The organism is Rhizobium sp. B21/90 (genome assembly GCF_019355815.1).
GTDB classification, from domain to species: domain Bacteria; phylum Pseudomonadota; class Alphaproteobacteria; order Rhizobiales; family Rhizobiaceae; genus Rhizobium; species Rhizobium rhododendri.
The window spans coordinates 110,715-125,409 of the sequence record NZ_CP072163.1 but is presented as its reverse complement, the minus strand read 5'-3'; the positions used below and the strand labels follow the sequence as shown (position 1 = coordinate 125,409).

Annotated in this window: 12 protein-coding genes; 8 read left to right on the top strand and 4 right to left on the bottom strand. The window is 60.4% G+C overall.

Features of this window, described 5'->3' with window-relative positions; genetic code table 11:
• Positions 1-11: 11 nt before the first annotated feature.
• Both J5278_RS18825 and J5278_RS18820 read left to right on the top strand, forming a co-directional pair.
• Positions 12-971 (top strand): sugar ABC transporter substrate-binding protein, encoded by a 960-nt coding sequence (locus J5278_RS18825; protein ID WP_209185926.1) that lies wholly within the window; start codon positions 12-14, stop codon positions 969-971.
• Positions 971-2,497, top strand: coding sequence for a sugar ABC transporter ATP-binding protein (locus J5278_RS18820; RefSeq protein ID WP_209185927.1), 1,527 nt, complete (start codon positions 971-973; stop codon positions 2,495-2,497). Before J5278_RS18825 ends, J5278_RS18820 begins: the two co-directional genes overlap by 1 nt.
• Here the strand turns inward: J5278_RS18820 and J5278_RS18815 are convergent, their stop codons facing one another.
• A complete protein-coding gene (locus tag J5278_RS18815) occupies positions 2,498-3,637 on the bottom strand; it encodes a hypothetical protein (RefSeq protein WP_209185928.1) in 1,140 nt (379 codons plus the stop codon).
• A gap of 186 nt (positions 3,638-3,823) precedes the next feature.
• Between J5278_RS18815 and J5278_RS18810 the strand changes: the two genes are divergently transcribed.
• The 6 genes from J5278_RS18810 to fhuB all read left to right on the top strand — a co-directional run bounded on the left by J5278_RS18810 (position 3,824) and on the right by fhuB (position 11,079).
• Positions 3,824-4,159 (top strand): hypothetical protein, encoded by a 336-nt coding sequence (locus J5278_RS18810; RefSeq protein WP_209185929.1) that lies wholly within the window; start codon positions 3,824-3,826, stop codon positions 4,157-4,159.
• A gap of 51 nt (positions 4,160-4,210) precedes the next feature.
• Positions 4,211-6,346 carry a TonB-dependent siderophore receptor gene (locus J5278_RS18805; protein WP_209185930.1) on the top strand — a complete coding sequence of 712 codons (2,136 nt, stop codon included), beginning with the start codon at positions 4,211-4,213 and terminating at the stop codon, positions 6,344-6,346.
• Between the two features lie 135 nt (positions 6,347-6,481).
• Positions 6,482-7,411, top strand: coding sequence for an alpha/beta hydrolase (locus J5278_RS18800; protein ID WP_374108303.1), 930 nt, complete (start codon positions 6,482-6,484; stop codon positions 7,409-7,411).
• Positions 7,412-7,443: 32 nt separating this feature from the next.
• Positions 7,444-8,220: an ABC transporter ATP-binding protein gene (locus J5278_RS18795; RefSeq protein WP_247749392.1), complete on the top strand. Its 777-nt coding sequence runs from the start codon at positions 7,444-7,446 to the stop codon at positions 8,218-8,220.
• Positions 8,221-8,233: 13 nt separating this feature from the next.
• On the top strand, positions 8,234-9,118 hold the full coding sequence (locus J5278_RS18790; RefSeq protein ID WP_209185932.1) for an iron-siderophore ABC transporter substrate-binding protein: 885 nt from the start codon (positions 8,234-8,236) through the stop codon (positions 9,116-9,118).
• On the top strand, positions 9,115-11,079 hold the full coding sequence (fhuB, locus tag J5278_RS18785) for a Fe(3+)-hydroxamate ABC transporter permease FhuB (protein ID WP_209185933.1): 1,965 nt from the start codon (positions 9,115-9,117) through the stop codon (positions 11,077-11,079). The genes J5278_RS18790 and fhuB overlap by 4 nt, the downstream gene beginning before the upstream one ends.
• A gap of 767 nt (positions 11,080-11,846) precedes the next feature.
• Here fhuB and J5278_RS18780 read toward each other — a convergent pair.
• From J5278_RS18780 to J5278_RS18770, 3 genes are read right to left on the bottom strand one after another with little or no spacing between them, the layout of a single operon-like run.
• The gene (locus J5278_RS18780) at positions 11,847-12,884 is read right to left on the bottom strand and encodes an ABC transporter ATP-binding protein (RefSeq protein WP_209185934.1); all 1,038 of its coding nucleotides are present in this window, start codon (positions 12,882-12,884) and stop codon (positions 11,847-11,849) included.
• Entirely contained in the window at positions 12,881-13,789 is a 909-nt protein-coding gene (locus J5278_RS18775; protein ID WP_209185935.1) for an ABC transporter permease, read from the bottom strand. The genes J5278_RS18780 and J5278_RS18775 overlap by 4 nt, the downstream gene beginning before the upstream one ends.
• Complete coding sequence (locus J5278_RS18770; RefSeq protein WP_161991026.1) at positions 13,777-14,694, bottom strand: ABC transporter permease; 918 nt, start codon at positions 14,692-14,694, stop codon at positions 13,777-13,779. Before J5278_RS18770 ends, J5278_RS18775 begins: the two co-directional genes overlap by 13 nt.
• Position 14,695: the final 1 nt, after the last annotated feature.

The following is a 14,695-nucleotide window of genomic DNA, read 5'->3' as shown; positions in this document are numbered from 1 at the left end:
GGAGGAAACTTATGAAGAATCACAAACGCCGGTCGGTGCTGATTGCCGCCTCGACCCTTGCCCTGATGATGGGCACCACCCTCGGCCATGCCGCCGACGCCAAGCGGATCGGCTTCATGATCTGGAACACATCCGTTCCGTTCTATTCGAACCTGATCAAGACGGCGACCGAAACCGCCAAGAAGAACGGCATCGAGCTCGACATCCAGAGCGGCAATGGCGATCTGTCGACGCAGATTTCGGTCGTGCAGCAGTTCATGGCCCAGCAGGTCGACATGATCATGATCGCGCCGAGCGACCCGAAGGGCATCGTGCCGATCATCCGGCAGGCCAATGCCGCCAGCATTCCGGTCATGGCCGTCAACACCAAGGCTGACGTCAGCAGCGGCGCCAAGGTTCTGACCTATGTCGGCGTCGACGATTTTGCCTTCGGCCAGGCCCAGGGCGAGCTGGTCGCCAAGGCCGTCGGCGAGAATGGCAAGATCGCCTATATCGTCGGCAAGCTCGGCACCTCGGCCCAGCTCGACCGCGAAGCCGGCCTGATGGACGCACTGAAGAAGCATCCGGGCATCAAGATCATCGAGAAGCAGGCTGCCGACTGGGACAATTCTAAGGCGCTGGCGATCACCCAGGATTATCTCAGCAAGTATCCGCAGGGTTCTGTCGACGCGATTGTCGACCAGGGACCTGAAGGCGTCAATGGGGCGACCTTTGCTGCCTCCAGCGGTCGTACCGATGTAAAATTCATCATGGGCGATTACCCGGCCGACGTTCGCAATGCCATCGTTAAGGGTACCGTCTACGGCACCGTCGACCAGGATCCTGCACCTCAGGGCCAGGTCGCGATCGAGGATGCACTGTTGTTCTTCGCGGGCACGCCGGACAAGATCCCGACGCCCAACCATTATCTCGAACTGCCGACGATCACCAAAGACAATGTCGAGCAGTACAAAGCGGCTTGGGGTGGCTGATGTCAGACGGTGAGACGATGCTTCTGGAGATGCATGACATCCGGAAGAGCTTTTCCAGTGTCCAGGTCCTCCGTGGCGTCGACTTCTCACTGAAGGCAGGCGAAATCCATGCTCTTGTCGGCCATAACGGGGCCGGCAAGAGTACGCTGATGAAAATCCTCGGCGGCAATTATGCCGACTACGAGGGCGATATCCGCGTCGCCGGGGAGGCCGTTCGCTGGACGACCCCGGCCGATGCGCTGAAACGCGGCGTGGCGATCATATACCAGGATTTTTCGCTGATTCCGGAATTGAGCGTCGCAGAAAATATCGCGCTCGGCCGCGAGCCGCGCGGCAAGCTGGGCGGGACGATTGACTACGCTGCGCTGCGCAAGCGCTCCCGGCGGGAGGCCGACGGCCTCGGCATCAGCCTGCCGATGGATGTCGCCGTCCGTCGCCTCGGTGTCGGCGCCCAGCAATTGACCGAGATCGTCCGGGCCTGCTCGCAGGATCTGCGCATCCTTGTCATGGACGAGCCGACGGCGCGGCTTGCACCGGCCGAACGCGAACTGCTGTTCAAGACCATGCGGCGCATGGCCAACGAGCGGCAAGTCGGCATCATCTACATCAGTCATTTCCTCGACGAGGTCTGCAGCCTTGCCGATCGCATCACCGTCATGCGCGACGGCACCGTGGTCGAAACCAAGCCGGGCAATGCTTACACCGTGGAGAGCCTGGCCCAGCAGCTGGTCGGCAACGATCACGCCACCGGCGTCCGTGCCGCTGCCGTCGATTATGCCGCGCAGGAGGGCCGCGACGAGGCACTTTCCGTACAGAACGTCGGCGTTGTCGGCAGGCCCGAGGTCAGCTTTTCCATCGGGCAGGGTGAAATCGTCGGCCTGGCCGGCTTGGTCGGCTCCGGCCGAACCCGCCTGGCGCGCGCCATCATTGGCGATGTCCGCAGTTCCGGCGACGTCGCCGTGGGAAAACTGGTCATCAAAAGGCGCAATCCTGAGCGCTCGACCCGCGGCGGATTGGTGCTGGTGCCAGAAGACCGCAAGGTGTCCGGGCTTGCGCTGTCGTCGTCGATCGAGGCGAATGTCGTGGTCAGCGCCCTTGCCAAGCTGATGTCGACCGGTGGTATTGTCAACCCGGGCAGCCGGCCGCGGCTTGCCATGGAGATGATCAGACGCTTCGTCATCCGACCGCCGGACAGAAAGAAAATCGTCGGCAACCTCAGTGGCGGCAATGCTCAAAAAGTGCTGCTCGGACGCGCGGTTGCTTCGCAGCCGAAGGTGATGATCCTCGACCAGCCGACCGCCGGCGTCGATATCGGCGCCAAGTCTGAACTGCACAACCAGATCCGGCTGTCGGCCCAGCAGGGGGCTGGCATCATGGTCATTTCTGACGATCTCGACGAATTGCTCGATCTTAGCGACCGGGTCCTGGTGCTGACAGCCGGCGCAGTGACCGGAACCTATCGCAAGGGCGAACTGACGCGCGCCAGCCTGCTGGCGGCGATGAGCAAGTCCACCGCCGGCAATTGATCAGCCGGCGCGCCGGAAATTGCTAAGATGCGCGAGCATGGAGCGTCCCGCTTCCGTCTCGCGCATGTCGATGAGATCGGTGAATGTGAAAACGCAGGCACCGTCCACCGGCGTCGGGGCAAGGGCGTCGAGCGCTGAGGCAAATTCGTTTTCGGTGATCACCGGATTTCGCCCGCGCCCCGCATGCATGCCTTCGAGATAGAGCGCGCGAACCTGCAGCGTGCAGATCGCCTGCTTGCCGCTGCGGCTGGCAATATCGGTCGCAATGGCCGCAGGCCATGTCGGCGGTTTGGCGAGGATTTGGTGATAGGCCATCACCTCGAAAATATCGACGACCTCCGCCAGCATCGCAATGTTCTGTCCGAAGACTTCTTCGACGGCGTTGTCAAAATCGCTTCTGAACAACGGCAGCGTGTTGATCGAATATTGGAGGCCGCTCTGAACCGACGATAGTGAGTGCCGGATGTCAGCAATGGCCTTGACTGTCTTGGCACATTTCCACGTGGTCCAAGCCTGGCGATGCGCGCCTGTCAGCATTTTTGCGGCTGCGACGGGATCGCTGGAAGGGATCGACAAGCCGGTATCGCCATTGAACAGTTCGATCGTTTCGGCCGCGAAGCAGTATTCCGCCTTCTGTGTCCGGTCGTCGCCATCCAGCCACGTCTCCCAAAACCCCGGCCAGCGAATGAAGCCAAGATGGACCGCGTCCGGCTTGAGCTTGGAAACCGCCTCTTGCAGCAGACTAATCTTGTGCGTCAGGTTTTCATGCCTGACAGGCGGCAGGCCGATGTACCAGTCCTGCTGAATGGCGGCATCGCCGTGCTGGTCAATTGCGGCAAGCTGCGGGTTTGCCGTCGAAAAGGCCGGGTCGAAACAGATATTGAGGCAGGCAAAATAGGCAATGCCGCGCTGTCGCAGCAATTCACGGAAGGCGACGTCGTCAAGAGACTCATACGCATCTTTGTCGGCTGCTGTGACGCTGCTGGGTACTGCGGAGTTTGACATCGGCAGGAATTTACTCTGGGCGATGACATAGGTGACACCCCAATCGGCGAGCAGATTAGTCGCCTCCACGATCGTCAATTTATGGCGCAGATACCAGTCATTATCGTAAATCTTGACGCCGTATCGCAGATCCACTTCGTTCCCCCCGAATAAATGCGTTGCACCTTTTAGCGGTGGTGGATTGGTCTTGGCAAGAAAACTGCTTCGATTTTTGCGAGCGATTGGAAATTGGTCGCGCGGCTATCTAACATGACAGGGAACCAGCCGTCCTGAATCTCACGCCATCGAGCATTCGTGTTTCGGCAAAAACTCAGAAAACGATTGTTCAGCGATAATAACCGGGTCGACGGCTCGTATCTCTTCAAGCGCAAAACGTTCAAGCGGGCGGCGATAGGCGGAAATGATGTCCGCCTTGACGGCGTTGATGCCGAATATGCTGTAACGTGGCATGCCACCGCGTCGCGAGGCGTCTATCAACCAACATCCGCAGCTTTATTTAGCTTTCCCTGTGGCAACCGTTGCAAATTTGACTACACCGTTGTCAAAGATGACAAAATTTCTCATATTTTATTGATTGGCGCAGTTCGAGTTCATATAGCTGCGCTCGGCGAGAAAACCTTGCCCGGCGAACTTCATCGCTGCGTCTCACATCCGTGATCTCTCGGGATCATTTCTTGCATTTTACCGCTTGCCTTCAAGGATCTAACAATGACGTATCGGTTCAATCAGTTCCCTGTCAGCAAACAGCTTTTGAGCTCCACCATTTTGATTGGTGCCATGGCTGTCGCATTTCCGCCGGTCGAGGCTTTTGCCCAGGATGCCACTGATGGCGGAACGCAACTTGCACCGATCGTTGTCGATAGTTCCAAAAAAGCGAAGACAATTAGCGAGGACAACGACACGATCATTCCAACCCGTGCCGTCTCTGCCTTGAAGACCGACACGCCGCTCGTCGAGACGCCGCGCTCGGTTGCCGTGGTAACGCGTAAGGAGATGGAGGAGCGTGGTGCCACCGATCTGATCCAGGCGACACGCTACAGCTCCGGTATTGGAACCGGTGGCTTCGGATACGACCCGCGCTTCGATCAAATCAACATCCGCGGCATCGAGACGACCACGGACGGCGATTTCCGCGATGGCCTGCGCCAGCCGGTCATGACCTATGGCACGTTCACGACGGACGTCTACACGCTCGACCGCGTCGAAGTTCTGAAGGGACCGGTATCGGTGATGTATGGTGCGGCCGGCGCCGCCGGTATCGTCAACAAGATTTCCAAGCTGCCGCTGGAATATTCTCACCACGAAGTCGAGCTTCAATATGGGACGATCGGCCGCAAGCAGGCCGCGTTCGATTTCGGCGGTCCGGTTGGTCAGAGCGACGACATGTTCTACCGCGTGGTGGGGTTGGTCCGACAGGGGGAGACCAACTACGATATCGCCGACGACCGCTATCTGCTGCAGCCGTCCTTCACGTTGAAGCCCGATGAAAGCACCAAGCTGACCGTCTATGGTCTTGCGCAGAATACGGAAACCGACGCGAGCGCCTGGACCTTCAAGAACGACGACAAGATCTATCGCGTCAGTGATCCTAAATACGATTATCAGAAAGTTCGGCAGTACCAGCTGGGCTATCAGTTCGAACATGAATTCGACGATGGCCTGACCTTCCGGCAGAATGCAAGGGTGAGCGATCTGCATCTGAAGGCGCGGTATGCCGACCGCACGACGATGTTCAGTGACCCGACCGCAGCGTGGCCGACCGCGGCGGTTACTGACGACGTGCGCGCCTTCCAGATCGACAATCAGCTTCAAGCCAAGTTCGACACGGGTGCCATATCCCATACCGTGCTTGGTGGGCTCGACTACACAGCCGTCAATTCCGATTTCGCCGACGGTTATGGCTCTAGTTTGCCGGGCGATATCCGCAGCGCGCCGAGCCCGGAGCTCACCGGCTTCACCGGCAATGATCTGCGGCAGACCGGCCTGTATGCGCAGGAACAGGCAGCAATCGAAAACTGGCGCTTCGTTGGCGGCCTGCGTTACGACTGGCTGCATCAAGAGACCACCGACAAGGTTGCAGACACCGGCGCCGAGAAAAGCGATGGTGCTCTGTCGGGCCAGGTCGGCCTTCTTTACCACTTTGAAAATGGTATCGCTCCTTACGTCAGCTACGGTACCTCTTTCGTGCCCTCGACACAGCGCTCCGCTAACGGGGGCGTGCTCGATCCGACAAAGGGTCGCCAGATAGAAACAGGCATCAAGTACCAGCCAGACGGTGGAGATTTCTCCCTCAGCACGGCGGTCTACCGCCTCGTGGAGACGGGTAAACCGCAATATGCGGGTGCCTCCGGTCCGATTTACATCTACGAGAACTCCGGTGAAAACACCTTTACGGGCTTCGAGCTCGAAGGCCGCAAGAGCTTCGACAACGGCATCAGCTTTATCGCTGCCTATACCTACGCCCATGGCGAAATCACTAACAATCTCGACAGCGCCATCATCGGCAACACACCGACAACGACGCCGCGGCATGTCGCTTCGCTGTGGGTCAACTATGATGTGCCTGACGACATGGCGATGAGCGGCGTCAGCATCGGCGGCGGTGTCCGCGCCACGAGCACGTCCTACACAGACGATTACAACACCGCCAAGAATGCCGGCGCCGTCTATTTCGATGCGTCGATCTCCTACGACTTCGGGGTAAAATCGCCTGACCTGAAGGGGCTTTCGCTTGCTCTCAGCGCAACCAACCTCGCCAACCGCGAAGAACAGGTTTGCAACGATGGTTATTGCTATTTCGGCCAGGGCCGCACGGCCTTAGCCACGCTGAAATACAAGTGGTGATTGTCCGAATCCTGGCGCCGGGGACAGCGCGCCTTGCCGTCTTGTGGCCAGGCAGCACGACTTCTTACTCGGGAAGAGCGCATTGAGACTCTTCCCGTCTGATACGGTGTCACCTGGCTCAAAAAAGACAACGAGATGAATATGACTGAACCAGCCTGCGGGTTGCCCGGGACCCTTTATTTCGACCTGGCACCAACTGCCGGCAGCGAGCCCTATCGGATCTTCCTGTTTAGGCCGAAGGGTGAGCCGCCGGCGGAGGGATGGCCGCTTTTGGTTCTGACCGATGGCAATGCGACCTTTCCCTTCGCCTTTGCCAGCCTGGTGACGCAGGCGCCTTTTCCATCAGGCACGAATGTCGGCTGGGGCGTCGTCGCGGCAATCGGCTATCCGTCGGACGAGCCTTATGATGCATTCCGACGAGCGTGGGATCTGGGGCCGCCGCCGATCAAATCCTATCCGGCCTATTTTGAGGGCGGTCCAGCTGTCCGCATCGGCGGAACGGGGGAACTACTCGACTTCATCGAGACGCAACTCTTGCCGCATCTCGACGGAATGGTACGGCTTGACGCGACGCGGCGGTCGCTTTTCGGGCATTCTTTCGGTGGTCTTTTCACCCTCTACGCGCTTTTCGAACGCCCGGGCCTGTTTGCCAACTGGATTGCGGCGAGCCCTTCCATCCATTGGGAAGGCAGCGAAATTCTGAACAACGAGGCGCGCCGCCAGCGTCCGGCGGGCAACGCGGCCTTCCTGCATCTCTCGGCCGGCGAATATGAGGGCGATAGACTGGCCCCCTTCCAGTACCAGAACGACGACGCTGCATCGCGTCTGGAGAAGCGGAAAGTCGAACGGACCGTCGCGTTGGCACAGGAAATGGCCGATCGTCTGAACGGGTCCGAAGACGGCATTCAGACGCAATTCGAACTATTTATGGGCGAAACCCATATGTCTGTGCTCGGGCCGGCAGTCAATCGCGCCGTCAGCATCGCATTTCGGAGCGGCGGGCCGCGGGTGAGGGATAGCCGCGCTCCCGGCGCGCGCTCAGCAACTGAACAGGGGACGGCGTGATCTCAATGCAGCTTGGCCACGATATGTTGGAAATGACGAAGGCTTTCGAGGCGGAGAATATCGACCTTGCCATTGACGGAAATGCGATCCTGTCGAACGTCAGCCTCAGTTTTCCTGCAGGCGAAGTCGTGGCGCTTGTCGGCCATAACGGGTCGGGCAAGTCCAGTCTCCTCAAGATCCTGGCGCGGCAGCTGACGCCGACCGCCGGGTCGGTGGCTTACGGCGGTCGCGATCTCAGACATTTTCAAGGACGTGACTTTGCACGGTCGGTCGCCTATCTGCCGCAGGACCTGGGCACGGGGTCGGAGATGACGATCCGCGAACTTGTGGCTTGCGGACGCTACCCGTGGCACGGGGCACTCGGTCGTTTCTCCAGCCGTGACAGGGAAAAGGTCGAGGCAGCCATTGCCGCCACCCATATCGAGGCCTTTGCCGAGCGGCTCGTGGGCTCACTGTCCGGTGGCGAACGCCAGCGGGCCTGGATTGCCATGCTGATCGCCCAGGATGCCCAATGCCTGCTGCTCGATGAACCGACGGCCGCTCTGGATATCGCGCACCAGATCGAAATTCTGTCGCTCGTACGGCGGCTGGCGCATGAAGGCGGCAGAAGCATCATCGTCGTCCTGCATGACATCAACATGGCTGCCCGCTTCTGCGATCGAATCCACGCGCTGAAAGGCGGCCGGGTCGTGGCCAGTGGCACGCCGGAGCAAATACTCGTGCCTGACACGCTTCATGCCATCTACGGGATCAACATGGATGTGATTGCCGTTCCGACCCTGTCGCATCCGCTCGCCTATGCCTGCTGAGGCCCGGTCGAAAATGGACATTTCAAGACGCGCATTTCTGCATGGCGCTGCTGCCGCAGCCATACTTGCTTCGACGCCACTGCTGGCCGAGGTCGCGGGACAAAGGGTCGTCAGCCTCGATTACGGACTTGCCTCGACGCTGTTGTCGCTTGGATTGCCACCCGTCGGGATGTCGGATCGCGCCGACTGGGACAAATGGGTCGTCGAGCCCGCCATGCCGCTATCGGTCGTCGATATCGGCAGTTCCTACGAGGTGGACTTCGAGATCCTCATGCAGCTGAAGCCGGACGTCATCCTGACGACGCCCTACCTTGACGATCTGCTGCCGAGACTCCAGCCAATTGCCAAGGTGCTGCGAATGGAGATTTTCACGCCCGATTCCGGCCCGATCCTGCCGTCCGTGATCGCGGCGACGCGCAAGCTCGCTGCCGCACTCGGCCGTGAACGCGAGGGAGAGCTCTTTCTGGCGCGATCCGAAACATTCTTCGACGCATGCCGCCAGCGGTTGGCGGGACGAGCCATGCCGCCCGTCGTCCTGGTGACCTTCATGGATGCCCGCCATGCCCGCGTCTATTCGGCGCCGGGTCTGTTTCACAATACGCTCGAGCGCATCGGCCTGCGCAACGCCTGGACGCGGCAATCGAACTATTGGGGCTTCGAGACGATCGGCATCGAGGAGCTTGCCAGTGTCACCGATCCGCGGGCGCGGCTCATCGCCTTCGATCCCGTCCCCGCCGACGTCCTGCCGAAACTTGCCGACAGCCCCTTGTGGCAGGCGCTGCCGTTCTCCCGGCCCGGCCAGCTGTCAATCGTTCCGCCGGCGCTGATGTTCGGCATGGTCAACGAGGCGATGCGTTTTGCCGGCATCGTGACCGACCTTATGGACCAACAGCCATGAATGCATTTTTTCGCGACAACCGGGGACCGGCGCTGGTCCTCTTGCTGCTGCTCTGCAGCGGCTGCTTGGCGTCCTGGTTTCTGATAGCGCCGGCGCTGTCAAGCGCGGTGGGCCAAGGCTACGACATCCAGCGAATGGTGCTTTGCTATTCGACATTGCCCCGCCTGGCGACGGCCTTGCTTGCCGGTGCTGCGCTCGCATTGTCCGGCGCGCTTTTCCAGCAGGTGCTTCGAAACCCGCTGGCCGATCCGACAACGCTCGGCGTTTCGGCCGGCGCCAATCTCGCCCTAGTGGTGGTCTCGCTGTTCATGCCCGGCCTTCTCGGTGCGGGTCGCGACATTGTCGCCCTGCTGGGAAGTGCCGCGGCTGCCGCAATTGTCGTCGGCTTCGGCGCCAGACGCGGCTTCTCTCCCTATTCCCTGGTTCTGTCGGGTCTGGTGCTGAGCCTTTGGTGCGGGGGATTGGCGGCGATCCTGACCTATCTGAACCAGCGCTATCTGGCGAGCCTGTTCATCTGGGGCGCCGGGTCGCTTGCCCAGCAGAGCTGGGTCATTCCCATGGCGCTGTCTTGGAAAATAGCCGCTATTGCAGTGATCTGCGCCTTGCTGGTTCGGCCGCTTTCGCTCATCGATCTGGGGGAAAGCAGTTCCGCGGCCGTCGGGGTGAAGCTGGCCCGGCTTCGTGTCCTGGTCGTTGCCTGCGCGGTGATGCTTGCCGCCTTCATCACCAGCGCTGTTGGCGTCATCGGCTTCATCGGACTGGTTGCACCAACGCTTGCGCGGCTTGCCGGCGCGCGGCGGCCGGTCCAGCTGATCTTCTGGTCACCATTGATCGGTGCGGGCTTGCTCTTCCTCGCCGACGCCATTCTGCAACTGGCGTCGGGCGCGCTTGGCGATTTTATTCCGACCGGTGCGGCAACCGCCATCTTTGGCTCGCCCCTGCTGCTGGCGCTATTGCCGCGAATGAAGATACGCCACAGGATCCAAGAATTGGCATCATGGCATCGACCGCGCCGATGGAGTGCCGAGGTGCCCGTCGCCATTGCTATCGTCGCCGTCCTCATTCTTGTGAGTGTCAGCCTTTTTGTCGGTCGCGGGCCGGGGGGCTGGACTGTATTGTCCGGCGAATTCTTCGATGACATCCTTTCAATCCGCGCTCCGAAAATTTTCGCCGCGCTCGCATCCGGTGCCATGCTCGGCGTGGCGGGAGTGATCCTCCAGCGATTGACCGGCAACGAGATGGCAAGCCCGGAAGTTCTCGGCATCAGCGCTGGCGCGACCTTTGGCCTCGCTATCGCGCTGTTTGCCGTCTCTTCGGGGTTTTTCAGCCAGTTCTTGTTCGCTGGCGCCGGCGCAATCCTCGTGCTCGCCGCTATTCTGCTGACGTCGCGGCGCTCCAATTTTGCCCCGGAACGGGTTCTCCTTGCCGGTATTGCGCTCAGCGCCATGGTTGATGCCGTCGTCGGAGTGTTGAGCGCGACGGGCGACCCAAGGACAGCCCTGCTGATGCGCTGGATGAGCGGTTCAACCTATCTGGTGACCGGTGCGACAGCCACGGCGGAGGTGGCAATCGCTGCCACGCTGATTGCCGTCGCATTTGCCGCACGCCGCTGGCTGGACATCCTGCCGCTCGGACCGGTTTCGTCGGCTGCCATCGGCATACCGCTGGCAAAATCGAGATTGGCGCTGTTCGGGCTGGCTGGTCTGATGACCGCAGCAGCAACCCTGACTGTCGGGCCGCTGTCTTTCGTTGGCCTCATGGGGCCGCATCTTGCCAGGGAAGCCGGTCTGACCCGTGCAACGCCGCAGATGGTGGCCGCTGCCCTCATCGGTGGCGGACTGATCGTGGCGGCAGATTTTGTCGGCCGCACGGTCGCGGCGCCGTATCAGATCCCGGCAGGGCTCGTTTCGGCCCTTATCGGCGCTCCCTGCTTGATGTTCTTGTTGAGCAGACGACGTTAGGCGAGGGTTTGCGCCGTTGCGTGCGGGAAATCGGTATCACTGCTGGCGACTGCTCAGCGGATGAGCGGCGGCCATATTTCCAAGCTGCAGAAAAACTTAGCGATTTACAAGTGTGTCTTTGCAGGCGATGTGGTCGACGGTTCCAAACCGTCACGGCGCAATGACGCATTGCGCGGCAACATCCGGAAATAATTTCCGCGTTCAATTGGTGGGCCGTAGGTTCAGATCCTCTCAAGGCGCCCACCAGCTCAAATGGGCTTATCTATATCTATCCAGCTGTCATGCTCTTGGCCTCAACGGCAATGGCGATGGCCATGGCAAGTGCGATAAGGCTTGCAAAGACGGCCTAGGTTGTCGCCACTGAGGCGCCGTTGGTCTCGTAGCCGCCCGTGGGTGCGTCAGCAGACAGCCAATTTCCAGAGGATGCCACCTACTCGGATACTTTGACTGGATAGCTCCCACGAAAGCGACGAGCGGCCGGCTCCAATTCAGTTCGAATCTCTTCGAGCGCCGCGATGGCCTGCTCAGTGAAATCGCTTCGACGCAAACTGCACAAGCGGATCCGTCTTGACGCCCTGTCTGTTGTCTGGAGAACGGACACACCTCTCGAGTCTTGCGGATATTCTGGTCTGCCACCGAAGCTAGAACCATCCCGGATCAAAATATTTGCCGCACGAATTGATAGTTTCGGCATACCCAAGATAAGCGGTCTTAAGTGATCTCAAGAAAGGCAGCCTTTTAGGAAAATCTCTCGAAGAGGTCGTGGCTCAGGCTGGAAATACATGTGCATCGGCCGGATCTATCGTTACATGAACGAGGCTTCCGACCTGAACATCTGCGCAGCTACGGCTCGGCCAATCGACGCGCAGCCGTACCGGGCCCTCTTCCAGATCAAGCTGCAGATAAAAGCGCGTTGTCTGCCCCTGAAACATACGCGCATCGACGCGCGCCGGATGGCCTTGACCGAGCTGCATCATGCGGATGTCCTCGGAACGCACGAAAACCTGCGCCCTGTCGCCAATGGCGCCGACCGAAAACAGCAGAGCCTTGCCCAACTGGACAGAACCGTCGCGTACCGGCAGATCAAACCGGTTTCTATTGCCGATGAAACCGGCACTAAAATCGGTCGCCGGCGCATTGTAGAGGTCGGCAGGCGTCGCAACCTGTTCGGCTCGACCGCTGCGCATGACGACGACACGATCGGCGACGGCCAGGGCTTCGGACTGGTCGTGGGTGACAAGTATGGCGGTGGTTCGAATGCTCTGCTGGATGCGGCGGATTTCGTCTCGCAGGTAATCCCGCACGACGGCATCAAGCGCCGATAGCGGCTCGTCGAGCAGGAGAACCGCAGGATCGGGTGCGAGCGCCCTGGCAAGCGCGGTGCGCTGCTGCTGGCCGCCGGACAGCGTGTTCGGATGGTGATCGGCGCGTTCGTCGAGACCGACAAGCGCGAGAAGTTCGTCAACACGGGCTGCGATCTTGGCCTGAGCCATTCCCCGCACCTTAAGCGGGAAAGCGATATTGTCGCGCACGGTCATGTTTGGAAACAGCGCGTAGGCCTGGAAAACCATGCCGATCGGTCGTCCTTGGGTTGGCAGGTCAGTCACGTCCTCGCCACCAAACAGAATACGGCCTTTGTCCGCCTGTGCCAGGCCTGCAATACAACGCAGCAGAGTGGTCTTGCCACACCCGGAACTGCCCAGAAGCGCGATCATCTCGCCGCTTTCCACCTGAAGACTGATATCGTCCAGGGCAATCTTGCCGCCATAGCGTTTGGAGATGCGGTCGATGGTGATCGTGCTCATTTTCCAGCCTTTCCCGGCATGGGGGTGCCGACGGTCGAGGCGCGCCCGAGCTTGAGCGCGACCACGCCGATCGATAGCGCCAGTGTGATGAAGAAGGTGATGATAGTCATGACGGCGAGAATATTGAAGTCGGCATCCGTGCTCTTCAGGAGGTTGAGCGTGTAAAGCGGCACGGTTTCGAAGCGGCTGCCGACCAGCACCTGCACGATGGCGATTTCGTTGAAGCTGATGCCGAAGGCTAGGATGGCCCCGCTGGCGATGCCGGGGCCGATATTGGGAAGGATAACGCGGCGGATCGTCGTCCAGAGGTCGGCGCCGCAGGTCCGGGACGCCTCGGTAAGCGCCAGAACGTTGGCAGCAGCCATCGACCCGTCGATGGCCCAGTACACGAAGGAAAAAGCCACCGCGACATGGGCTCCCACGACAAGCCCGACCGTTCCCTGCAGGAATGGTGCGTTATCGCCGGTTGCCTTCAGCAAGCCGAAAGCGATGACGAGGAGCGGCACCGCGAAGGGAATGGCTGCGAGAAGTTCCAGGACCGGTCGGATCGCGGGATTGCGGACCCTCTGCCAGTAGACCGCGGGCGCCACTAGCAGCACGTCGATAGCAGCGACAAGCACGGCAAGCCATACGGAACGCCAGAGAACGGACAGAAACCGCATGTCGATGAAGGCGTCTCTCCAGTGGGCGAGCGTATATCCGTCCGGCAGAATGCTCGTCGACCAACGGGTGGCCACGCCATAGAAAAAGACGGCAAGCATCGGCACCATGATATAGGCGATCGTCAGTACCAGCAGCAGAAAGGCAGCAACCGGTAACCGCCGCGTTCGCGCCAGCAGACCGACAACGGCGACCGTCGGCGTGGCATGCGGCGATTGTGTGGTTTGGAGGCTCAACTCAGCCATTGCGTCCCTCGTCGAACGATAATGCGGTAAAGGGTGAGGCTGAATGCCGCGAGAAGCATCAGTATGACGGCTAGAACCGGCATGCGCTGCGACCCGAACAGCGAACCCAGCATTGACTGGCTCATCTCGACGGTGACGAGACGAAAAGCCGTGGGCGATGTACCGAGAAGCGCGACCGGCACCCCGTACATGCCGACAGACCAAGTGAAAATCAGAAGCCAGCAAGCGAGCAGGAACGGCCGCAGCACCGGCCATCCGATCCTGCTCCAGAACTGCAGACGGGAGGCCGAGCAGGTTTGTGCCGCCTCCCACCATTCATCGCGCAGAAGGCTCATCGCCGGCAGACACAGAAGGACGAACAGAGGCACGTTGCTATATTCGTAGGCTATGACCAGCCCCCAGAACGTGTTGGGTGCGGGCGGTTGCACGGGCAAGCCCAGCGCCTGAAGCGACAGTGTCACCATGCCGTAGGTCCCGAGCGCCGCCACGAAGGCAAAGCCGAGGCCGATGCCGCTGAAATTGGTGGCAACGTTGAGGATGCCGAGATGGATCGCCCGGTTCAGCCGGGTCATGCGCGACACGATCCAGGCAAGCGGCGCGCCGACGAGAAGCGCGATCGTCGCGACAGTGAAGCCGAGCATCAGGCTGTTGATCATCGCGGCGCGCAGCGTCTTGGCAGAAAAGACGCTTATCCAGTTGGCAAGCGTGAAGCCGCCTCCCGTCGCGTCCGCGAAACTCTGACGCAGCATGACCAGACAGGGCACGAACAGCATGAAAGTGGCGACGATGATGATCGGCAGAGCCAGCGACCAGTCGACGAACCAGCGCTTGATGATGCGCCAAGGCGAGGCCCTTGTGGGGCCTCGCGATGCGGCGGTGGAAACAGACCTGCCGATATCGGTCATC

What these genes read in the sequence shown, in the direction of transcription:
- J5278_RS18795 (WP_247749392.1), top strand. Translation starts at nt 7,444, where the DNA reads ATGACGAAGGCTTTCGAGGCGGAGAATATCGACCTTGCCATTGACGGA.
- J5278_RS18820 (WP_209185927.1), top strand. Translation starts at nt 971, where the DNA reads ATGTCAGACGGTGAGACGATGCTTCTGGAGATGCATGACATCCGGAAG.
- J5278_RS18805 (WP_209185930.1), top strand. Translation starts at nt 4,211, where the DNA reads ATGACGTATCGGTTCAATCAGTTCCCTGTCAGCAAACAGCTTTTGAGC.
- J5278_RS18775 (WP_209185935.1), bottom strand. Translation starts at nt 13,789, where the DNA reads ATGGCTGAGTTGAGCCTCCAAACCACACAATCGCCGCATGCCACGCCG.
- J5278_RS18800 (WP_374108303.1), top strand. Translation starts at nt 6,482, where the DNA reads ATGAATATGACTGAACCAGCCTGCGGGTTGCCCGGGACCCTTTATTTC.
- J5278_RS18780 (WP_209185934.1), bottom strand. Translation starts at nt 12,884, where the DNA reads ATGAGCACGATCACCATCGACCGCATCTCCAAACGCTATGGCGGCAAG.
- fhuB (WP_209185933.1), top strand. Translation starts at nt 9,115, where the DNA reads ATGAATGCATTTTTTCGCGACAACCGGGGACCGGCGCTGGTCCTCTTG.
- J5278_RS18790 (WP_209185932.1), top strand. Translation starts at nt 8,234, where the DNA reads ATGGACATTTCAAGACGCGCATTTCTGCATGGCGCTGCTGCCGCAGCC.
- J5278_RS18770 (WP_161991026.1), bottom strand. Translation starts at nt 14,694, where the DNA reads ATGACCGATATCGGCAGGTCTGTTTCCACCGCCGCATCGCGAGGCCCC.
- J5278_RS18825 (WP_209185926.1), top strand. Translation starts at nt 12, where the DNA reads ATGAAGAATCACAAACGCCGGTCGGTGCTGATTGCCGCCTCGACCCTT.